Annotated in this window: 17 protein-coding genes, 1 tRNA gene and 1 pseudogene; 5 read left to right on the forward strand and 14 right to left on the reverse strand. The window is 71.0% G+C overall.

Going from position 1 to position 21,110, the window contains the following annotated elements; all coding sequences use genetic code 11:
- Window positions 1-13: 13 nt before the first annotated feature.
- The 6 genes from ABT053_RS30545 to ABT053_RS30570 all read right to left on the reverse strand — a co-directional run bounded on the left by ABT053_RS30545 (window position 14) and on the right by ABT053_RS30570 (window position 7,486).
- Window positions 14-2,527, reverse strand: a complete 2,514-nt coding sequence (locus tag ABT053_RS30545) for an ABC transporter permease (protein WP_350973602.1) — start codon at window positions 2,525-2,527, stop codon at window positions 14-16.
- Between the two features lies 1 nt (window position 2,528).
- Window positions 2,529-3,308: an ABC transporter ATP-binding protein gene (locus ABT053_RS30550; protein WP_502991897.1), complete on the reverse strand. Its 780-nt coding sequence runs from the start codon at window positions 3,306-3,308 to the stop codon at window positions 2,529-2,531.
- A gap of 421 nt (window positions 3,309-3,729) precedes the next feature.
- Window positions 3,730-4,296, reverse strand: coding sequence for a DUF1707 domain-containing protein (locus ABT053_RS30555; RefSeq protein WP_350973604.1), 567 nt, complete (start codon window positions 4,294-4,296; stop codon window positions 3,730-3,732).
- Between the two features lie 9 nt (window positions 4,297-4,305).
- Window positions 4,306-4,971: a response regulator gene (locus ABT053_RS30560; RefSeq protein WP_350973693.1), complete on the reverse strand. Its 666-nt coding sequence runs from the start codon at window positions 4,969-4,971 to the stop codon at window positions 4,306-4,308.
- A gap of 54 nt (window positions 4,972-5,025) precedes the next feature.
- Complete coding sequence (locus ABT053_RS30565) at window positions 5,026-6,225, reverse strand: sensor histidine kinase (protein WP_350973606.1); 1,200 nt, start codon at window positions 6,223-6,225, stop codon at window positions 5,026-5,028.
- Between the two features lie 427 nt (window positions 6,226-6,652).
- Entirely contained in the window at window positions 6,653-7,486 is an 834-nt protein-coding gene (locus tag ABT053_RS30570; RefSeq protein ID WP_350973608.1) for a LysR family transcriptional regulator, read from the reverse strand.
- Between the two features lie 667 nt (window positions 7,487-8,153).
- Between ABT053_RS30570 and ABT053_RS30575 the strand changes: the two genes are divergently transcribed.
- The gene (locus ABT053_RS30575; protein ID WP_350973609.1) at window positions 8,154-8,840 is read left to right on the forward strand and encodes a response regulator transcription factor; all 687 of its coding nucleotides are present in this window, start codon (window positions 8,154-8,156) and stop codon (window positions 8,838-8,840) included.
- A gap of 410 nt (window positions 8,841-9,250) precedes the next feature.
- Complete coding sequence (locus ABT053_RS30580) at window positions 9,251-10,705, forward strand: sensor histidine kinase (RefSeq protein ID WP_350973611.1); 1,455 nt, start codon at window positions 9,251-9,253, stop codon at window positions 10,703-10,705.
- A gap of 435 nt (window positions 10,706-11,140) precedes the next feature.
- On the opposite strand, the gene ABT053_RS30585 is transcribed toward ABT053_RS30580, so the two are convergent.
- The 3 genes and pseudogenes from ABT053_RS30585 to bcp form a co-directional block, all read right to left on the reverse strand.
- Window positions 11,141-11,213, reverse strand: a tRNA-Leu gene (locus ABT053_RS30585).
- A 28-nt stretch (window positions 11,214-11,241) separates the two neighbouring features.
- Window positions 11,242-11,649, reverse strand: a pseudogene (locus tag ABT053_RS30590) (HNH endonuclease signature motif containing protein); the annotation flags it as partial.
- 104 nt (window positions 11,650-11,753) lie between these two features.
- Complete coding sequence (gene bcp / locus ABT053_RS30595; RefSeq protein ID WP_350973613.1) at window positions 11,754-12,218, reverse strand: thioredoxin-dependent thiol peroxidase; 465 nt, start codon at window positions 12,216-12,218, stop codon at window positions 11,754-11,756.
- A gap of 111 nt (window positions 12,219-12,329) precedes the next feature.
- Here bcp and ABT053_RS30600 point away from each other — a divergent pair, with 111 nt between their 5' ends.
- Both ABT053_RS30600 and ABT053_RS30605 read left to right on the forward strand, forming a co-directional pair.
- Entirely contained in the window at window positions 12,330-12,662 is a 333-nt protein-coding gene (locus ABT053_RS30600; RefSeq protein ID WP_350973614.1) for a DUF3618 domain-containing protein, read from the forward strand.
- A gap of 121 nt (window positions 12,663-12,783) precedes the next feature.
- Window positions 12,784-13,284: a hypothetical protein gene (locus ABT053_RS30605; RefSeq protein ID WP_350973615.1), complete on the forward strand. Its 501-nt coding sequence runs from the start codon at window positions 12,784-12,786 to the stop codon at window positions 13,282-13,284.
- 297 nt (window positions 13,285-13,581) lie between these two features.
- Here ABT053_RS30605 and ABT053_RS30610 read toward each other — a convergent pair whose 3' ends face one another.
- Window positions 13,582-14,775 carry an amino acid deaminase/aldolase gene (locus ABT053_RS30610; protein ID WP_350973616.1) on the reverse strand — a complete coding sequence of 398 codons (1,194 nt, stop codon included), beginning with the start codon at window positions 14,773-14,775 and terminating at the stop codon, window positions 13,582-13,584.
- Window positions 14,776-14,954: 179 nt separating this feature from the next.
- Between ABT053_RS30610 and ABT053_RS30615 the strand changes: the two genes are divergently transcribed.
- Entirely contained in the window at window positions 14,955-15,614 is a 660-nt protein-coding gene (locus ABT053_RS30615) for a DUF6286 domain-containing protein (RefSeq protein ID WP_350973618.1), read from the forward strand.
- 227 nt (window positions 15,615-15,841) lie between these two features.
- On the opposite strand, the gene ABT053_RS30620 is transcribed toward ABT053_RS30615, so the two are convergent.
- The 4 genes from ABT053_RS30620 to gcvT all read right to left on the reverse strand — a co-directional run bounded on the left by ABT053_RS30620 (window position 15,842) and on the right by gcvT (window position 21,105).
- Window positions 15,842-17,938: a hypothetical protein gene (locus tag ABT053_RS30620; RefSeq protein WP_350973619.1), complete on the reverse strand. Its 2,097-nt coding sequence runs from the start codon at window positions 17,936-17,938 to the stop codon at window positions 15,842-15,844.
- A gap of 240 nt (window positions 17,939-18,178) precedes the next feature.
- Window positions 18,179-19,555, reverse strand: coding sequence for an L-serine ammonia-lyase (locus ABT053_RS30625; protein ID WP_350973621.1), 1,377 nt, complete (start codon window positions 19,553-19,555; stop codon window positions 18,179-18,181).
- A gap of 72 nt (window positions 19,556-19,627) precedes the next feature.
- On the reverse strand, window positions 19,628-20,017 hold the full coding sequence (gene gcvH, locus ABT053_RS30630) for a glycine cleavage system protein GcvH (RefSeq protein WP_350973622.1): 390 nt from the start codon (window positions 20,015-20,017) through the stop codon (window positions 19,628-19,630).
- A complete protein-coding gene (gene gcvT, locus ABT053_RS30635; protein WP_350973624.1) occupies window positions 20,014-21,105 on the reverse strand; it encodes a glycine cleavage system aminomethyltransferase GcvT in 1,092 nt (363 codons plus the stop codon). Before gcvT ends, gcvH begins: the two co-directional genes overlap by 4 nt.
- Window positions 21,106-21,110: the final 5 nt, after the last annotated feature.

Raw genomic sequence — 21,110 nt, forward strand, 5'->3', positions numbered from 1 at the left:
GGGCCCCAACCGGTCAGCCGCTCGCGAGGGCGCCCACGACCGAGGCGCGGGCCGCGCGCCGGGCGGGGAGGACGGCGGCGAGCACCCCGGCCAGGCCGGACAGGGCCACGAACGACAGGATCTGCGGCACCGGCAGCTGGAAGACGACGTTGTCGGTCATCGTCTGCGCGGCGGCCCAGCCGAACGCGACGCCCAGTACCACGCCGACCAGCGCGCCGATGAGGCCCAGGACCAGCGCCTCGACCGAGAGCATCCGCCGCAGCTGGGGCCGGGTCAGGCCGAGCGCCCGCAGCAGCGCGGACTCGCGGGTGCGCTCGTGGACCGACAGGGAGAGGGTGTTCGCGATGCCCAGCAGGGAGATGAGCACCGCCAGGCCGAGCAGCCCCGTGATGATCATCAGTACCATGTCGAGCGCCTCGTCGAACTCGCCCCGCATCGCCGTCGAGCTGGCGACCTTCGCCGTCGGGTACGGCTCCGTCGCCGCCTCGACCGCCGCGAGCGCCAGGTCCGGGTTCACACCGTCCCGGTGCTTGATCATCACTCTGGTGTCGCCGACCTCGCCGCCGAAGTAGCGGTCGAACTCCCGCTCGGGCACCGTCAGGGCGGCGAGGCTCGCGTCGACGTCGGAGATGCCCACGACCGTCAGGCCGACCTCGCCCGCCTTCGCCGTCCGTACGGTGACCCGGTCGCCGACCCCGAGCCCGAGCCGTTCGGCGACGCGTTCGGCGACGAGCGCGGTGCCCGGCACGAGCCGGTCGAGCGAGCCCGCGTCGAGCGGCGGTTTGAAGCCCGGGGCCGGGGTGAAGGTTCCCACGTCGTACCGCGCGGTCCCGGTCGCGAGCCTGGCGGTGGTCTCGCGGAAGGCGATGACCGAGGCCAGCTCGGGCCTGGTCCGCAGGCCCTCGGCGATCGCGCGGGGCAGGCCCGAGTCGCGCTCCTGGGTCTGCACCATGTAGTCGAAGGGGAACTGCTCGTCGAGCTGCTGGGTGTACGTCACCCGCACGGTGCCGGTGACGACGGAGATGACCGTCATCAGCGTCACGCCCACGGTGAGCGCCACGGTGGTGGTCGCCGACCGCTTCGGGTTGCGCCGGGAGTTGTCCACGGCCAGCCTGCCCGGCACGCCGAACAGCTTGGCGGGCACCCACCCCGCGAAGGCGGACAGCGGCCTGACGATCACCGGCCCGAGGACCAGCACCGCGAGGAAGACGAACGAGCACCCGGCCATGACCACCACGAGGGCGGTCTCGCCGGGCTTCATGGACAGCCCGGCCACCGTGACGCCCGCGCCCGCGACGAGGAACAACCCGGCGAAGATCATCCGTACCAGGCCGGTCCTGAAGGTCTGCTCCTCGGCCTGCGAGCGCAGCGCCGCGATCGGCGCCACCCGCGTCGCCGCCCGCGCGGGCAGCAGCGCCGCGACGACCGTGACCGTGAGGCCGATGACCAGGCCCAGGACGGCGGTGCGCGGCGTCAGGGTGGTCGCGGCGGCCGAGGGCAGCGGCGCGTCGAACGCCGCCAGCACGGCGAGCGCCCCCGCGCCCAGGCCGTAGCCGAACAGCAGGCCGAGCACCGACGACAGCAGGCCCACCACGGCCGACTCCAGCACGATCGACCCGAAGACCTGCCCGCGCGTCGCCCCGACGCACCGCAGCAGCGCCATCTCGCGGGTCCGCTGGGCCACCAGGATGTTGAAGGTGTTGTAGATGACCAGCGCGGCCACGAACATCGCCACCACGCCGAACAGCAGCAGGCCCAGCATCAGGAAGTCGCTGTTGGCGCCGTTGGACCTGGCCAGGTCGGCCGCGTACCGCTCACCGGTCCTGACCTCGTGACCCGCGCCGACCGCCGCGGCGACCGAGCCGCGCAGCGCCTCCTGGGTGACGCCCTCGGCGGCGGCGACGTCGATCTCCCGGTAGCCCCGCTGCCCGGTCATCTTCTTGGCCGTCTCCGTGGTGTAGCCGACCGCGCCGAAGTAGCCGAGCTCCTGGTCCAGGCCGATGTCGAACAGGCCCACCAGCGTGAACTCGTGCCGGACGTTCTTCGCGTCGAGCACCGCGATGACGTCGCCGAGCCTGAAACCCCTGGTCCTGGCGGTGCTCTCGTCGAGCACGGCCTGCGTCGCGCCCCTCGGGGCCGCGCCGCTCACGATCGAGGTGCGGTTCAGGTCGCCCTCGGGCAGGGAGATGCCCGCGGTGGGGAAGTCACCGGCGGCCTTGCCGTCCTTGCCGAGCAGGGCGGACGTGCCCCGCACCAGCCCCTGGGCGTCGGCCACGCCCTCCACGGCGCGGATCCTCTCCAGGGTCTCCTCGGAGGCCGCCGGAGCCTCGTTCCCCTCGGGCCGGGGGAGCACGGCGACGTCGATCCTGTCGGCCGCCGCCGAGAACTTCTCGGTGAAGCCCGCGTCGACGGTGTCGGTCATCACGAACGTCCCCGCGATGAAGCCCACTCCCAGCGCGATCGCCAGCGACGTCAGCACCAGCCGCAGCCGGTGCGCCCGCAACCCGGCCAGCGTCGTCCTCAGCACCTCACGCCTCCAGCTTCATCAGCGTGTCCAGCACCGACTGCGGCGTCGGCCCGGTCAGCTCGCTGACCAGCAGGCCGTCACGGAGGAAGACCACGCGGTCGGCGTACGAGGCCGCCACCGGGTCGTGGGTGACCATCACGATCGTCTGGTCGAGCTCGCGTACCGACGTCCGCAGGAAGGAGAGCACCTCGGCGCCGCTGCGCGAGTCGAGGTTGCCGGTGGGCTCGTCGGCGAAGATGACCTGCGGCCCGCTGATCAGGGCGCGGGCGACCGCGACGCGCTGCTGCTGGCCGCCCGACAGCTCCGAGGGCCGGTGACCCAGCCGGTCGCGCAGGCCCACGGTCTCCACGACCAGGTCGAACAGCGCGGGGTCGGCGAGCCGCCCGGAGATCTCCAGCGGGAGCCGGATGTTCTGCTCGGCCGTCAGCGTCGGCAGCAGGTTGAACGCCTGGAAGACGAAGCCGATCCGCTCGCGGCGGAGCATGGTGAGCTGTTTGTCGTTGAGCCCGGTCAGCTCCACGTCCCCGACGCGCACCTGCCCGCCGCTCACCGTGTCCAGCCCGGCCAGGCAGTGCATCAGCGTGGACTTCCCCGACCCCGAGGGACCCATGATCGCGGTGAAGGCGCCCGTCGCGAAGGAGACGTCCACCCCTCGCAGCGCGTGCACGGCGGTGTCCCCCCGGCCGTACACCTTGGTGAGACCTGTGGCCGTCACGGCCGTCACGGCCGGCACCGCGCTTCCCCGCGCGTCCCACGCGCCGACCTCTCCGGTGATGGTCACGGCAGCTCTCCTTCGACAACGTACGGCGTTATGAACGGACCAAACGTTATTGACGGGGAAAGGGGGATCCATCAGGCATTGAGCCTGACTTGCGGTGCCGCGGAGGGGGCCCGGAGAAGGACGGGCGCGACCTCCGTCGTAGCGCGGCCTCGGCCGTTCGGCCGAGGCACCGAGCGCGGCCGAGTCGACCGGGAGCGGCCGGGGCGGTCGGAGACGGTCGGGAGCGGCCGAGGCGGTCGGAGGCGGTCGGGGGAAACCGAGGCGGTCGGGAGCGGTCAGGGTGTTTGGGGGGGCCGAGGTGTTCAGGGGCGTTCGGGGAGGCCTGGGCGTGCGCCTCCGGTCGGGGGAGGCCGGGGCGTTCGCCTCCGGTTGGGGCTTCGCCTCCGGCGGGTCGCCTCTCGGCGCTCGCCCTCGCCCGGCGCTACTTCCGCGGGTACTTGATTTTGAGGCTGCCCATGCCGACCCTGCCGGTGACGCGCAGCACCGGCGCGTCCGGACGGCCCGGCTCGGTGGCCTTGTTGCTGATCGTGCCCATGCTCGTCGTGAGCGAGTCGACCCACACCGTCCACCCGCGCGGCACGATCACCACGATGTTGCCCATCCCGCAGGTCGCCTCCAGCAGCACCTCGCGGTGCGAGCACACCGCCCCGGTGAAGTCGATCTTCACGTTGCCCGAGGTGCAACTCGCCACGATGCGCGCGGGCACCACCCAGTAGTCCTTCTGCTGCACCTGCCCGTGCTTCGTCCGCAGCTCCAGGACCCCGCCCCCGCCCCCGCTCCCGCCCGGCATGGCGAGCGACGAGTTCGGCGGCAGGTCGGCGGTGAGAACCCTCAGGTCGTCGTACGTCCTGGCGGCCTGCGTCCGCTCGATCCGCTCCTCCAGCTCCTCCAGGGTGATCCGCCCCTCTCCGGCGGCCACGCGCAGCTGCTCGATAACCACGTCCCGGTCGGCGTGCGACGCGCGGAGCTGACCGTCAGGGTGCGTCATAAGATCATGCTAGTCGGCGGAATGCGGAGTTACGATCCCTGATTCATACGCGTACACCACGACCTGCGCCCGATCCCTGAGGCTCAGCTTGGCCAGTATCCGGCCCAGGTGCGTCTTGACCGTCGCCTCCGCCAGCTCCAGCCGACCGGCGATCTCCATGTTCGACAACCCCCTCGCCACCAGCACCAGCACCTCCCGCTCCCGCGCGGTCAACCCGGTCAGCACCGCCGGCTCGGCCACCCCCGCCGAGGGGAGGTGCACCGCGAAACGCTCCAGCAACCGCCGCGTCGTGCTTGGCGCCACCACCGCGTCCCCGCTGTGCACCGACTGGATCGCGCTCACCAGATCGGCGGGCGGCACATCCTTCAGCAGGAACCCCGACGCACCCGCCTTCAACGCCGCGAACGCGTACTCGTCCAGATCGAACGTGGTCAGGATCAGCACCCGGGGCCCACCGGCCGCCGAACGGATCAGCCGCGTCGCCTCCACCCCGTCCATGACCGGCATCCGCACGTCCATCAGCACCACGTCGACGGCGACCGTCCGCACCGCCTCCACCGCGGCCGCCCCGTTGCCCGCCTCCGCGACGACCTCGATCCCGGGCTGGGCGCCGAGGACCATCCGGAAACCGGTGCGCAGCAACTCCTGGTCGTCGACCAGCATCACCCGGATCACCTGGTCACCCACCGCGCACTCCGTCGATCACCTGGTCATCCAGCGCGTGCCCCGTCAAGCCGCCCGCCCCGCCCCGGCGTCGCCGATCGGCAGCCGCGCCACCACCTGGAACCCGCCACCCGGAACGGGCCGCGCCTCCACGCTCCCGCCGAACAACGCCACCCGCTCCCGCATGCCGACCAGGCCGTGCCCGCCCGCCCGCTCCGGCGTCGCGGCACCGCGACCGTCGTCGGTCACCCGCAAGAGCAGCTCCCGCACGCCGTACTCCATCTCGACCGTGGCCCTGCTGTCCGGGCCGCCGTGCTTGAGGGTGTTGGTGAGGGCCTCCTGCACGATCCGGTAGACCGTCAGCTGCTCCCCCTCGGGAAGCTCCCGGGGAAGGCCGGACACCCGCAGCTCCACCGGCAACCCCGACTCGCGCACCTGCGCCACCAGGCCGTCCAGCTGCGACAGGCTCGGCTGCGGAGCGTACTCCTCCTGGACGCCGTCGGCCCGCAACACGCCCACCATCCGCCGCATCTCCGCCAGCGCCCTGCGGCCCGTCGCCGAGACCGCCTGCATCGCCCTGCGCGCCTGCTCGGGATCGCTGTCGATCGCGTACCCCGCCCCGTCGGCCTGAACGATGATCACACTCACGTTGTGCGCGACCACGTCGTGCAGCTCACGGGCGATCCGGGCCCGCTCCGCCGCAGCCGCCAGCCTGGCCTGCTGGTCACGCTCCCGCTCCGCCCGCTCGGCCCGCTCCTCCAGGCTCTCCAGGTAACGGCGGCGGGTGTTCGCGTAGATCCCCGCCATCCAGATCGCGATCGCGAACGCCGAGGCCGTGGCGAAGGCACTCGGATCGAGCCCCTGAGGCACCCGCCCGAACACCAGGAACAACCCCAGCTCCACCACCAGACCCGCCCCCACCGCCCAGCGCAACGGGCGCCGCGACGCCACGCCGTACATGGCGACCAGCACGGAGACGTTGAAGAACAGGGCCTGCACCCCGAGGAGCCACTGGACGAAAGAGGTCAGCGAGATGATCGCGAAGACCGCGACGGGACGCTCGCGCAACCAGAACAAAGGCACGAACAGCAGTAACGTCAGCCCCGCGAACCCCCACAGCCCGAGCCTCTCCGCCCCCCAGGCCACCACGTCGATCACCCCGACGGTCCAGACGTTGAGCAGCGAGACCAGCAGGAACGGAGTCAGCCACAGGGCGTCCGTGATCCTGGGATGGCGCCCGCTCCAGGCGCGTAGTCTGCCGAACACACCACTACGATACGGACGCCCGGATCAGCGACCTTCCCCCTCAAGGTGGAACCCGGTGTACGACTCAGGTCGCACACCGGGCCGGACATTCGGTACGGCTTACACGGCCTTTACGGTCCCTGGGGCACCATGGTTTTCGGGAGCGCCCTCTGGGGTGAGTAAAGGGAGACAGTTTGTGGTGATCAATCACAACGACGCCGGGTCGCGCGGCCACGAGAACGGCCGCGCGACCTGACGTTTTCCCCTCGCCGTCCCGGATAGCAGCCGCTCCGAGCGGCCGTACCGGGTAGTGGCCCCCGCCCCCGCCCTGCCGGTCCGCGGTATCGCCGTCGAGGCCACGTCGTCCGGTACACCGAAGACGAAGGTGGCTGTCACCGGCGGGCAACGTGGCACCACCCGCCGCGCGTGACGCGTCTTTCCGCCGACGTCAGGTGATGTGCCTCAGCAGGGCGGCGGCCGCCGGCGACGGCACCCGGCGAGGCCGTACGACCATGATCTTCCAGCTCGGCCCGTGCTGGGCGAAGCGGCGCATGAGCAGGTCCGGGAACCGGGCGGCGATCGACTCGGGCATGATGCAGACCCCCAGACCGTGACGGACGAGTTCGGCCGCCGCGAGGATGTCGTTCACCTCGAACGCGGTGCTGCGCTCGACGAGGGCCGTGCGGAAGGCGCGGTCGACCGAGTGACGGATCGCCCAGCCGGGCGGGAAGTCCACCAGGGGCAGGCGGGCCACCTCGGCGAGCGTCACCGGATCGTCGCCGATGAGTGCGGACCCGGTCAAGGTCAGCAGCCCCATCTCCTCGCATGACAGCAACCTGGTCACCAGCCCCCGCTGCTGCTGGCGATCCAGTGCCACCACGGCGAGGTCCACGGCGCCCTCGCGCAACGACTGCCGGATATCGGCCACCGACGTCTGCCGGAGCCGGACCACCACGCCCGGGTGCTCCTTCCTCAGGCCGGCCAGCGCTTCGTGAAGATCGGCCCAGACACCCTGCATCGTGCCGACCGTGACCCACCCCCGCACGGCGCCGACCGTCGCCCGCGCCTGGTCCGCGGCCCGCAGCGCCGCGCGTGCGGCCGGTACGAACGCCTCGCCGGCCGGTGTCAGGGTCACCCGGTGGGTGGTGCGGTCGAACAGCGAGGTCCCCAGCTCACGTTCCAGCGCACGCACCGTGCCGGACACCGCGGACTGGACCACGTGCAGACGCCGCGCCGCCATGGTGAATCCACCTTCCTCGGCGACCGCCACGACGACTTCCATCTGCCGTAGATCCACATTCGCCCCCGGCGACTCCATCTCGATCCGAGATGACAGTCTTCACTAAGTATCGCATTCACTGCGGAACGTGAAGTTCCCCTTCAATGTTGAAAGGTTAAAAGGGCAGAAAAGGCACAAAAGGGCTGGATGCTCGAACCCGCTGGAAGCGGCGCTCCGGCCCGACATCCCTCTCGGGAGATGATGACCATGCCGGGTTCACACCTGGGAAAGTCGGCGGCCACGACACACGGCGCGGCCGGAGCGCTCTCCCGCCGGCACTCGACGTTCCGCCACGACCGGGGCCCCCGGGGGTCGCCGCGCTCGCCGTGGGCACGGCCTTCCCCGCCGCGCCCACATCTCCTCACCCGTGCCACCAAACGCCGGGACGGGTACGGCGGCATCGGAGCCGCCGCCACCGGCCCGGTCCGTCTCGGTGCCGGAGACCTCTACCGCGCTCAGATCGCGACCGGCGACGGCGCCACCTCCAACCGGGAGACATACCCCCGGGCTGCCGAAGACGTCCGCCGGCGAGAAGAGGGCGAGGGATCCGCGGGCGATCGCCGGACGGACCGCCGATCCGTCCCCGGACCGGACGCGTCGGCCGGGAGTACGACGGCGGCCGGGGAACGCCCGCGTTCGCGGTGAGGTTCGCGGCGAGCGGGGACACCCGATGATCCGGGTTCTCGTGGTGGAGGATCAGCAGGCGCTCGCCGGCGCCCTCAAGATCGCGATCGACGCCCAGCCGGATCTCGATTGCGTGGGGACCTTCGGAACGGTCGAGGACGCCATGCCACTCGCCACGGCATCCGGCACCGACGTCGTGCTCATGGACATCCGCCTGCCCGACGTCGACGGAGTCGAGGGCGGGATCGAAGGCACGAGGCGGATCAAGGAGTCTCGCCCGGAAGCCCGCGTCCTCATTCTGGCGGAGGACGCCACCCCCGCCCTCTTCGTGGCCTCCATGGCGGCGGGGGCCGCGGGCTTCCTCGCGAAGGACCACGCGTTCGCGGACATCCTCGGAGCGATCCGGGCCTCGGTCGATCAGAAGATCGTCATGGTCGAGTGCGAAACGCTCAGCGCACTCCTCAAGGACATCCGGCCCGGCGCGCCACCGATGGACTGCGGCACGAACTGGGCGAGGCTCACCGCCCGCGAACGGGAAGTACTGGCGTTGATGGGAGAGGGACTCTGCCCCCGGGCGATCGCCGAAAAGCTCATCGTGAGCCTGTACACCGCCCGCGGCCACATCAAGAACGTCATGGTGAAACTGGGCGCGCACAGTCAGCTCGAGGCGGTGGTCGTGGCCACCAGGACGAAACTCCTGTCCGGCTCGCAGTGGCCCGACCGACATCCCTGATTCGGTCCATCTGGGGGGAACAGTCGGACCACCTGAGGGTGGTGGTCGCCGGGGGAGCCTTTTAAGATTTTGCAACAAGCCGCACCTCACATTGTCGCGGCCTTTCCGCTTTTTTAGATAATCGGGTTCAAGAGACACTTGTCGATGCTTACCGAGGATGAGCCGTTTCAGTCGATTCACCCGAGCAGCACGCCGGCCGTCACCGCTGACGGAGGCTGACGGACCAGGAGCCACCGGAACCGACCGGGAACCTGTCCCCGGACGTCTCGGCCGGCCGTACGCCGCCCGCGGCGCGACCGCGCCGGTGCCGTCCCGGCCCGGCGATCACCCAAAGAAACAGCCCGGCCCACCACGGGACCCTCAACACCGAGGACTCATCCACCAGGTGCCCCCCGTTCAGGGGAGTCAAAATGAGCGTCAGACACTGCTTTTCACTGATAACACGTATCACCCTGTTCGCCTCTGTGACGGCGACCCTGCTGTGCACACTGGTGGCCACACTGCTCATGGTCGCCATCCACCGTTTCGGCACGGAGTCGCTCACCGCGGAGATCGTCGCGGATGGCGGCCGGGTGGCCATGCAGGTGGAACGCGACAGGGTCGCCTACCCCCTCGCGCAGAATCCGTTCCGCCATATCCAGGTCGTCGACTCACAGGGCCGGGTCGTCATCTCGACCCCCAGGCTGCGGGACAAACCGCGCATGGCGGCATTCACCCCCGCCAACAAGGCCACCGCCAAATCCGTCGTGTGCGGCGGGGTCTTTCCTTCCGGCGAATGCGACATCGTGATCGCACAGTGGGCCTACCGGGAGGGTGGCAACTGGATCGTCTACAGCGCCTCTCCCGCGATCTCCCCATGGGTCGACCCGCTGCTGGCCGCCCTGGTCGGCGGGACCGCGGTGATGCTCGCCGCGGTCATCACCTACCTCGGCCGCCGGATCGCCACCGCGTCCCTCAAGCCGGTGACCGCCATCCGGGCGGAACTCGACGAGATCAACGAGACCTCCCTCAGCCGCCGGGCGCCCGTACCGCTCGGCGATGACGAGATCCACGACCTGGCCGTCAGCGTCAACCACACGCTGAGCCGCCTGCAGGCCGCGGTGGAACAACAGCGGCAGTTCGCCTCGGACGCCTCCCACGACCTGCGCAGCCCCATCGCCGCCATTCGCGCCGAGGTGGAGGACGCCCTGCTCGCGCCCCAGGAGACCAATGTGACCAAACTGGGGCGCACCATCCTGGGCGGTCTGGAGCGGCTTCAGGCGATCGTGCAGGATCTGCTGACCATCGCGCGGCTGGACGCGGGAAGCCCTGGCGCGCACGACACGATCGATCTGGCCGAACTCGTCGCCGCGGAGTGCCGGATGCGCCACCACATGAGAAACAGGTGTGAGTTCTCGCTCGAACTCGGTGCGGTGGTGATCGGAGACCGGTTGCGGATAGGCCGCCTCCTCACCAACCTCATCGACAACGCCGAACGGCACGCCGACAGCAGCATCGTCATCAATGTGCGGCGTGCGCCGAGCGGCGGACGCGACGACGGCCGGCGATTCCCGCACGGCGCCGCGGTGCTGGAGGTGATCGACGACGGGCCGGGCATCGATCCGGACAAGCGCGAGCTGGTGTTCCAGCGGTTCATCCGGCTGGACACCGCCCGCGGCAAGGACGCCGGAGGCACCGGGCTGGGCCTGCCGATCGCCCGGCAGATCGCCGAGACGAGCGGGGGCACCCTCCGGATCGAGGACAGCCCCCGCGGCGCGCGTTTCGTGCTCCGCCTCCCGCTTCACGAGAACACCGCGCTTCCCCCGCCTGGAGACCCCGGCCTGTCGTCAGGGAGCGCGTCACCGGGCGCACACGAGGCGATGTGACAGGAGACGTGCTCTCTTGGAAAGCCGTCGCCAACGCGGCGAAGGCTCAGGGAGTCACGCGCAGGGAGTCACGCGCAGGGAGCCACGCGCAGGGAGCCACGCGCGCGGAACTTCTGGGACAGGCGGGCGCGACCGGCGACACGGCTCGCCGAGACCGGCCCCGCGAACGGCCGGACCTCACACTGGAGACCCGCCGGAGCCGCCCCCCACGGCGAAACCACAGCTCAGGTCTCGCCGACCTCGCCGGACGTGGCGGCCCGGTCCTCTTCGAGGACGGACTCGCGCATCAGCTGAATGGCCCTGCGTATGACCGCGGACCTCGACGCGAAGCGTTTCTCGATCCGGCAGTATTCTATGAAGAACGAATCCTGGGCCGATATCGTTACGCTGGTGTCTATCGACTTTATTTCGACCGGGCGATTCTTAATTGTTTTGTGGGGTCGACGGGATTCGAACCCGCTCTGTACGACACCTAAAATCGCCGCCTCTACCGTTGGGCTACGACCCCTATTCTTTCCTGCGAAATTCTCTGTCTGTGAATGGCAATTGGGGCAGAGGAATCGCAGGTTTTCTTTTCTGTTGTCCAGCCGGTCGCCATTGATGTGGTCGACGTGCAGTGTCAATGCCCGGCCCTGCCAGGCGCCCTCGATCCTACATCCCGCGCAGCGATACGGCATCCCGATCTCGATCAAGATGCGCCTGAGCTGTACGGGGTCCGGGCGTGGGCTGCCCCCTGGTCGCATGGTGAGAACCTGTTCCGGACGACTGCGTCGCGGTGAGGGCTTCCCTCTGTTGGGGGAGACCCTGCGAAAGTGCGACGTGTCGATTCCGAAGCGCTTCAGCTGGCGGCTGATGTGGGTGTAATTGCCGCCCGCGATGGTGATGCCGAGGCGGCGGAGGACGTCGGCGATGCTGAGTGAGGCGGCCGCGGCCTCCGCCAGCATTTCGGGGGTGTATTTGTATTTGGTGGGCACGCCCCAAGGCTAGGCAATGGGACTGACAATTCTTGGGGCATGCGCACATCGTGTTAAATGGCGAAAAACGGGTGTCAGTCGACGCCGAGTTCGCGGCGGAGGCGGGCCACGTGGCCGGTCGCCTTCACGTTGTAGAGAGCCTTCTCGATCTTGCCGTCGGCGTCGATGACGAAGGTCGAGCGGATGACCCCGAGGGTCGTCTTGCCGTACATCGTCTTCTCCCCGTACACGTCGTAGGCCTTGTGGACCTCCAGGGCGGGGTCGGACAGGAGCGGGAAGGTGAGGGCGTCGTGCTCGACGAACTTGGCGAGCTTGGCCGGGCTGTCCTTCGAGACGCCGAGCACGGTGAATCCGGCCGAGGTCAGCGAGGCGAGGCTGTCGCGGAAGTCGCAGGCCTGCTTGGTGCAGCCCGGGGTCATCGCGGCGGGGTAGAAGTAGAGGATGACGCGCTTGCCGCGGTGTGCCTCCAGCGACACGGTCGTGCCGTCGGCGGCGGGAAGCGTGAAGTCCGGGGCGGCGTCGCCCGGCTCGAGTTTCATGGTGTTCCTCCGAGGAAAGGTTCCCCGGTCAACTTACCGGCCTGTCCGAAGTGTCGTGGGCGGGCGGGACCTGACAGACTGATCGACGTCAAGGAGTAGGGAGGGAGAGCCATGGCGGACACCGATCCCGCGGAGTTGGAGCGGCAGATCGAGCGCACGCGCGCGGAGTTGGCCCAGACGGTGGACGCCATCGCGGACCGGGTGAGCCCCAAGCGGGTCGCGGCACGTGGTGTGGCGAAGGTCAGGGCGAACGCGGAGCATCTCGTCGCCCAGGTCGGCGACATGGTGGGCGGGGTGGCGGGGCCGAAGCCGGTCAAGCTCGCCGGCGAGCCCGAGGACCTGTGGACGGACGACCGGCCGGACCTGGCGCCGATCCTGATCGGGGTGGGCGCGGTGCTGGCGCTCGGCGCGGTGGTCGTGCTGTGGCGGCGCCGTCGTCGCTGACCGGGGGGTTTCGAACGTCGCCGATGTCCGGCCGGCGGCCCCGAATTGAGTAGGGGTTTACTCATGTGACCTTTTTCCTGCGCGCGGAACATCGCAGTAGGTGAAAGGGAGGGGTAAATCCATGAAAAACATCATTCGCGCCGCGATCGCGGTGGGCGCCACCACCGGTCTCATGCTGACGGTGGCTCCGGCCGCCTTCGCCGCCACGTCGACGTCGGCGTCAGCAGCGTCCTCGGCGTCCGCGTCGGCCCGTGACTTCGACGACAGCTTCGAGCAGGAGTCCAGGAACGGCCGGGCCACGCTGGAGGCCGAGTACTCGGTCGAGGGCGACGAGGAGGAGAACAACACGTTCAGGCTGCGGGGCGAGCTGTACGACGGTGACAGGCGCACCCTCCGCCAGGGCGGTCGCTGTGCCTACACCGAGGTCCAGGTCATCTCGTCCGGCGACGAGGACTGGGACGTCGTCAAGCGCGTCAGGCTGTGCAGCTACGACGACACCAAGCGCTTCCGCGTCACGGCGCACGACGTCAGCGAGGTACGGGTGAAGACCTGCCAGGTCAAGTACCGCAGCTCGTCGACCTCCAGCTGCAGCAGGTGGGAGGAGCTCAACCTGGGCTTCTGAGATCCCTCGGAGGTCCGGTCCCCCCGGGCGCGGGAGCACCGCGGGCCGTCGTCCGGGGGGAGAGGCTGAGACGTGGCAGGAACGGGCACTCGCCGGTGTAGCGGCGGGTGCCCGTTTCGCGTTCCGGCCTCCGCTCCCGCGCCCCGGGCGATGCCGGGTTCGGGGAGGTGCGTCCCCGGGGTTCGCGCCGCTCCCGGCCACGGATCCGCCGGAGGAGAGAAGGACAGAGGCCGGAGAGGGGCTCGGAGGAGAAAAGGGGCAGGGGAGAGAAGGGGCAGAGGCCGGAGGGGAGAAGGGTCAGAGGAAGGTGCGGCCCTCGCCGCGGTAGGTGAGGACCTCGTCCACGACCTCGTCCCCGTCGATCAGGTGCAGGCTCGCGAAGCGCTCGCAGAGCTCGCCCGCCTTGGCGTGCCGGAACCAGACGCGGTCACCGGCGCGCAGGTCCTCGGCGGCCTGCCCGATGAGGGGGGTCTGCACCTCTCCGGCTCCCTCGTCGGCGTCGTAGCGCAGCCCGCACGGCAGATAGGGCTGGGGCAAGCGGCTGTCGCCGGGGGCGCCGGAGGCGGGGTAGCCGCCGCCGAGGACGGTGACGACGCCGGGGGCGGGGCGGCGGACGACGGGCAGGGCGAAGAGGGCGGCGGGCCGGCCGGTGAATCCCCGGTAGAAGTCGAACAGGCGGGGGTGGAAGAAGCCGGATCCGGCGGCGATCTCGGTGACGGCCCTCTCCCTGGCGGTCTTCTCGATGCTGCCGGTGCCGCCGCCGTTGACGAACTCCAGGTCGGTGACCTGGCGGACGGCCTGGACGATCCGGCCCCTGCGCGTGATCAGCTCGCGCCGGGACCGGGCCTGCATCAGGCGTACGGCCCGGGTGAAGGCGGGGTTGCCCGGAGCGTCGTCGCCGACCCCGGCGATCTGCGCCTCGTACGCCATCAGGCCCGCGAGCCGGAATCCGGGGCGTTTCGCGATCTCGGTGGCGAGATCGGCGGCCTGGTCGACCTCGCGGACGGGGGAGCGGCGGACCCCCGCCCTGAACCGGCCGCCGAAGGCGAGGTAGCCCGCGTCGACGTCCAGGCAGAGCCGGATCTCGTGGCGGTCGCGGACTCCGGAGACGGCGGACTCGACGAGGTCCAGGTGCTCGGCGTGGTCCACCATGATCGTGATCTCCCGCGCCGCGACCGGGTCGGCGGCGAGCTCGGCGAGCGCGGCGCGGTCGACGGTGGGGTACGCGACCAGCACGTCCCGCATCCCGGTGGAGACGAGCCAGAGGGCCTCGGGGAGGGTGAAGGCCATGATCCCGGTGAAGCCGTCCATGGCGAGGATGCGTTCGAGCACGGCGCGGGACCTGACGGACTTGCTGGCGACCCGGATCGGCTTGCCCCCGGCCCGGCGGGCCATCGCCTCGGCGTTGGCGCGCAGGGCGGGCAGGTCGAGGACGGCGAAGGGGGGATCCAGGTGCGCTGTGGCCCGGTCGTAGCGCTGGCGGTCGTCCATGTCCGCAGGATAACCCGGCTCCGGCGAATATGAACGGTATTCACATTGCCGTGCGGGCGGGCGCGGGCGGGCGCGGGCGGGCGCGGGCGGTCAATGCTCCCGCCAGGAGGGGTCCAAGATCGCGTAAGTGGGTGGTTGATCCCCGCCCCGGTCCTGCCCGAACGCGTACACATGACCGAATGACGACTACTCTCCAGGACATCCTGGCGGGCTCGGGAGGCACCGGCGGCGCGGGGACCACCACCGGAGGCTCGGGAGGCAAGGCGGCGGCCGAGCAGTTCCAGGACGTCCGGCGCAGGTCGGTACGGCTGCTGCGGCCGGGCAGGACCCCCGCCGGAGTCCCCGCGGCCCTGGCGGCGTCCGCCGTGCTGGTGGTCTCGGCCTCGGTGACGGTGGGCCTGCTCACGGAGTCGCCGGTCGCGCGGGTGCCCTACCGGCGGCTCGTCAACGGCGTCGGCGCGTGGAACTGGTCGGATCCGGCCACGTTCGCCGTGTCGACGCTCGCCATGGCGGCGGGCCTGGTGATGCTCGCGCTCGCCGCGCTGCCGGGGCGGACCCGGCTGGTGCCGCTGGAGTCGGGAGACCCGCACCTGGTCATCGGTATCACCAGGTCCGGGCTTCGCCGCACGCTGCGGGAGGCCGCCGAGACGGTGGACGAGGTGAACGGGGCCCGGGTCCGGCTCACGTCGCGGATCGTCGAGGTCACCGTGTTCACCGACGCCGAGCGCACCGGTCCCGTGCTGCGCCGGGTGGGCGCGGCGGTGGGGGACCGGCTGTCCGGGCTGGGCGCGATGTGCGCGGGTGACGTCGTCGTACGGTTGCGCAGGAAGAAGGCGTGATGAGGCCCTATCTGGGCAACCGGATCGGCCTCGCCGTCACCGGGACGGCACTGGCGTGCGCGGGGCTCTACGCCTTCCTGCGGGGACGCGGCGACCTCCCCGGGCAGTCGCCCGGAGCCAGGCTCGTGCGCAAGGGGTTCCCCGGCTGGCTGGCCGCGCATCCGTGGCTGGGCTGGCTGGTCGCGCTGCTGCTGGTGGCGCTGGCCCTCCTGGCGGTGCGGTGGCTGCTACACGCCCTGGGATGGGGGCGGTGGGGCAGGCGGACCGGGACGGGGACCGCCATGCTCGGGGTTGCTCTTAAAGAAGTCGAAGGGCTCACTCGTGTTCGCGTCAGGTACATAAGGCACGAGCGGCTGCGCATCGGGGTCGCCTGCGCGCCCGCGGCCGACGTCGGCAAACTCGTGGCCCGGCTGAACCGGGACGCGGTGGGGAAGGTCCGACGGGCGCTCGGGGAGGTAGAACTCGGCGTGGTGGTTCGCCTGCACGTCCGCCGCCGCTGACCCCCCGGGCACCGGCCGCTCACCCGTCCCCCCGTACGCGGATCGCTCACCCGTGGGGCCGTACGCGGACCGTTCGGCCGTTCCCCCGTACGCGGACCGTTCGCCGGTCGCGCCGTACACGGGCCGTTCCGTCGTGTTCCCGTAGGCGGTGTCCCCGTACGAGGAGGTCCCGTACGCGGTGCCCCTGTACCCGGTGTCTCCGTACCCGGCGCCTCCGTGCGCCGCGGTACCCCGGTAGCCCTGTCCCTCGTACGACCCGTACCCCGCCTCCCCGACGGGACTCGCGTACACCGGCCGGTCGCTCGTCGTGTCGTACGACGGGTCCTCGTCGCCGGGGCCCTCGTACGGCGGATCCTCGTCCGGCACGACGGCCGCGGGCTCGGGGGCGTTCTCCTCGTGCCTGGACCCGAAGGCGAGCCCGGCGGCGAGGCAGGCCAGCGGGAGGGCGGGGATGACGTAGCGGTGGTCGAAGGCCGCGATGAAGGGCGGCAGGATCAGCAGCATCGTCCCCGCCGCCCAGGGCAGCAGCACCGCGCCGCCGAGCCGCCGCAGCCGCATCAGCACGCCGACCAGGCCGACCAGCAGGATCACCCCGAGGTACGGGCCCCGCACGAAGGCGTACTCCTGGTAGCCGCGCAGCCAGCCCGCGTACGGCTCGGCCATCACCGGCGCCCCCGACGAGCCCTGGTAGGCCACGGTCAGCTGTTCGGCGGTCCTGCCCTGCGAGGCGGCCCCCGGGGAGAAGGGGCGCACGGTGTCGGGGAAGACGTAGGCGCTCTGCGGCCCGGGGGCCGGGTAGACGCGCCGGTTCCAGTCGAAGATGTGGGCCGCGTCGCTCAGGCCCGCCCGCAGGAAGTCGAACGGCTGGGCCATGATCGCCTGGGTGGCGAAGGCGCCCGCGAGCGCGTCGCGCTCCGCCCAGCTGCCCTTGACCTTGTTCAGCGGCGAGTCGCCGTCCCAGATGTAGACCGGCGGCGCCGGGCGCCGCCCGAGCGGCTCGACGGGGCACAGGGCCGCCTCGGGACCGGCCGGGTGGATCCTGTCGCAGTCGGCGAAGGTCATCGTCCGCGCCCAGAGGAAGGCGTTTCCCCTGGTCAGCCCGAAGTTGCCGTGCTCGGTCCTGAACCAGGCCGCGTACGAGCCCAGGCCGATCGCGGCGGCCAGCGTCGCGGCGACGACCGCCCGCCACCCGGCCCGGCGGAGCAGCATGCAGGCCAGCGCCACGGCGATCAGCGGCAGCCCGATCGTGCGGGTGACGGTCGCCGCGGCGAGCAGCGCTCCGGCCAGCGCCGCGACCCACACCGCGGGGCGCCGCCGCCACAGCAGCAGCGTGACCGCGAGCACCGCCAGGAACTGGAAGAGCAGGTCCGCCATGACGAGGTGTTCGAGCTGGAGCTGGTAGGCGTCCAGCAGCACCGGCAGTGAGGCGAGCGTCGCGCCCCACCCGGGCAGCCCGCCCAGCCTGCGCAGCAGCAGGTAGACGCAGACGGCCACGACCAGCCCGAGCAGGTGCTGCACCGCGACCACCGCGGGGATGCTGGACAGCGGCTTGAGGATCCACAGGAACAGCGCGTAGCCCGCCGGGCGGGACTCCAGGGGGCGGGGGTCGAGCCCCGCGTTCAGGTAGACGAAGGAGTCGGCCCAGAACCACAGGGCGGGCCGGTAGCCGAGCATGGCGAGGACCCGCAGGCCGCCACCCGCCAGCAGGGCGGTGACGAAGAGCCAGTGCGACCGGACGAAGCGGAGCGTCCGCAGGGGGCGGGAGGGTTTCGCGGGGCGCTGGGAGCGACGGGAACGGCCCGCCGGGTGCGTTCCCGTTACCACCGCGACCTCCCGAGTCCCGCTCACATGGCCACCCAGCATAGGCGCGGGATCGGAGGGTCTTGCACGTGATGCGAAATTTGTTGGTGATCGGGTTGTATGTTCCCAGGGACCCGTGACTCTCCTCCCGAGCGCCGGTCCGGGGACCCGTGACCCTTCCCCGCGCGTCGGCCCGAGACCCGTGGCTCCCCGCGCGCCGGGAACCCCCGGCCACCGGAGGTCCCAGGCCCGTCCCGTGCCCGCTCAGCACTCGATGACGTTGACCGCGAGCCCTCCCCGGCTGGTCTCCTTGTACTTGTCGAGCATGTCGCGGCCGGTGTCGCGCATCGTCTTGATGGCCTTGTCCAGCGAGACGAAGTGGCGGCCGTCGCCGCGCATCGCGATCCTGGCGGCGGCGATGGCCTTGATCGAGGCGACCGCGTTGCGCTCGATGCACGGGATCTGCACCAGGCCGCCGATCGGGTCGCAGGTCAGCCCCAGGTTGTGCTCGATGCCGATCTCGGCGGCGTTCTCGACCTGCTCCGGGGTCCCGCCCATCACCTCGGTGAGCCCGGCGGCGGCCATCGAGCAGGCCGAGCCGACCTCGCCCTGGCAGCCGACCTCGGCGCCGGAGATGGAGGCGTTCTCCTTGAACAGCACGCCGATCGCCCCCGCGGTCAGCAGGAAGCGGATCACGCCCTCGTCGTCGGAGTCCTTGGTGAAGCGGTCGTAGTAGGTGAGCACGGCCGGGATGATGCCCGCGGCGCCGTTGGTGGGCGCGGTGACGATGCGGCCCCCGGCGGCGTTCTCCTCGTTGACCGCGAGGGCGAACAGCGAGACCCAGTCCATCGTCTGCAGCGAGTCCTTCTCCGCCGACTCGCTGCGCAGCTGCCGGTGGAGCTGGTGGGCGCGGCGGCGGACCTTCAGGCCGCCGGGCAGCACGCCCTCCTTGCCGATGCCGCGCTGCACGCACTCGCTCATGACCCGCCACAGGACGAGCAGCTGGTCGCGGATCTCGGCCTCGGTGCGGCCGAACGCCTGCTCGTTCTCCAGCATCAGCCCGGAGATCGACAGCCCGGTCTCCGCGCACTGGGCGAGCAATTCCGCGGCCGTGGTGAAGGGGTACGGCAGGACGGTGTCGTCGGGCTTGATCCGGTCGGCGCCGGTGGCGTTCTCGTCGACGACGAAGCCGCCGCCCACCGAGTAGTAGACCTTCTCGCGGACCGTCTCGCCGGACTCGGACAGCGCGGTGAAGCGCATGCCGTTGGGGTGGCCGGGGAGCGAGATCTTGCGTTCGAAGACGAGGTCCTCGCCGATGACGAAGGGGATCTCACGGGAGCCGTACAGGGAGAGGGTGCCGGACTCGCGCATGGCGGCGAGGCGCTCGTCGACCGTGTCGACGTCGACCAGCTCGGGCTTCTCGCCCGACAGGCCGAGCAGCACGGCCTTGTCGCTGCCGTGGCCCTTGCCGGTCAGGCCCAGCGAGCCGTACAGGATGGCGCTCACCCGGGCGGTCTTCTCCAGGAGCCCGTCCCGGTCGAGGCCGCGGGCGAACTTGTGGGCGGCGGCCATCGGGCCGCCGGTGTGCGAGCTGGACGGGCCGATTCCGATCTTGAAGAGATCGAAGACGCTGATCGTCATCTGAATCCTTCCAGCGTGGACGGCCACGCGCGCCCGGGGACGCGCGTGGCCGTGACGCGAGGGGGGAGAGGCTTAGGACTCACCCGAGGTGAGCGCGGCGTACTCCTCCGGCGACAGCAGGTCGTCGGCGGAGCCCTCGAGGCGTACGCGGAACAGCCAGCCGTCGCCGTAGGAGTCGCTGTTGACCAGCGAGGGGTCGTCCACGACGGCCTGGTTGACCTCGACGACCTCGCCGGAGACCGGCGCGAAGATGTCGCTCACCGACTTGGTCGACTCGACCTCGCCGACGGCGTCACCGGAGGCGACGGCCGAGCCGACCTCGGGGACCTGCACGTAGACCACGTCGCCCAGCGCCTCGGCGGCGTAGGCGGTGATGCCGACGGTGAGGGTCAGGCCGTCATCGATGCCGGAGATCCACTCGTGTTCCTTGGTGTAGTGCAGTTCCTCGGGAATGCTGCTCATTTTTTCCTCCTGTAGAAGGGCAGTGCGACGACCTCGACCGGCTCGTGGCTGCCCCTGATGTCGACGGCCAGTCCTGACGACAGGCCGTTGTCCACGTAGGCCATCGCGATGGGCCTGCCCAGTGACTGGGAGGGCGCCCCGCTGGTGACCTCGCCGACGACCGTGCCGTCTCCGGCGACCACCACCGGGTACCCGTGCCGGGGCACCCTGCGGCCGGTCGCGACCAGGCCGACCAGGCGGCGCGACGGCGGGACGTCCTTGCGTGCTTCGAGGGCGGCCCGGCCGACGAAGTCGCCCGGCTTGTCAAACCTCACCACACGGCCCAGCCCGGCGTCGAACGGGGTGAGCGAGGCCGACAGCTCGTTGCCGTACAGCGGCATCCCGGCCTCCAGCCGGAGGGTGTCGCGGGCGGACAGGCCCGCGGGGATGAGGCCGTGCGGCGCGCCCGCCTCGGTGAGGGCGGCCCAGACCGGCTCCGCGTCCCCGGCCGCGACGAACAGCTCGAAGCCGTCCTCGCCGGTGTAGCCGGTACGGGCGATGAGGGCCTCGCGGCCCGCGACGACGGCGGGCAGGCCGGCGTAGTACCTGAGCCCGTCGAGGTCGGCGTCGGTGAGCGTGCCCAGGATCTCCGCGGAGCGCGGGCCCTGGATCGCGACCAGCGCGTACCGCTCGGAGCGGTCGTCCACCACGGCGTCGAAGCCCTTGGCGCGGCCGGTCAGCTCGGCGGCCACCCGCGGGTAGTTGGAGGCGTTGGCGACGACCATGAACTCGGCGGGGGCGAGCCGGTAGACGATCAGGTCGTCCAGCACGCCGCCCTCGGCGTCGACGATCATCGTGTAGCGGGCGCGGCCGGGCTCCAGCGCGGAGAGGTGGCCGACCAGGGAGTGGTCGAGGGCCTCGGCGGCCTGCGGCCCGGTCACGAAGATCTCACCCATGTGGGAGAGGTCGAACAGGCCGGCCGCCTGGCGGACCGCGTTGTGCTCGGCCGACTCGCTGCCGTAGCGGAGCGGCATCAGCCAGCCCGCGAAGTCGGTCAGCGTCGCGCCGAGGGACTCGTGCACGCCGCGCAGCGGCGTAGGTCGGGACATGTGCG

The organism is Streptosporangium sp. NPDC002524, assembly GCF_040295985.1.
GTDB lineage: Bacteria > Actinomycetota > Actinomycetes > Streptosporangiales > Streptosporangiaceae > Streptosporangium.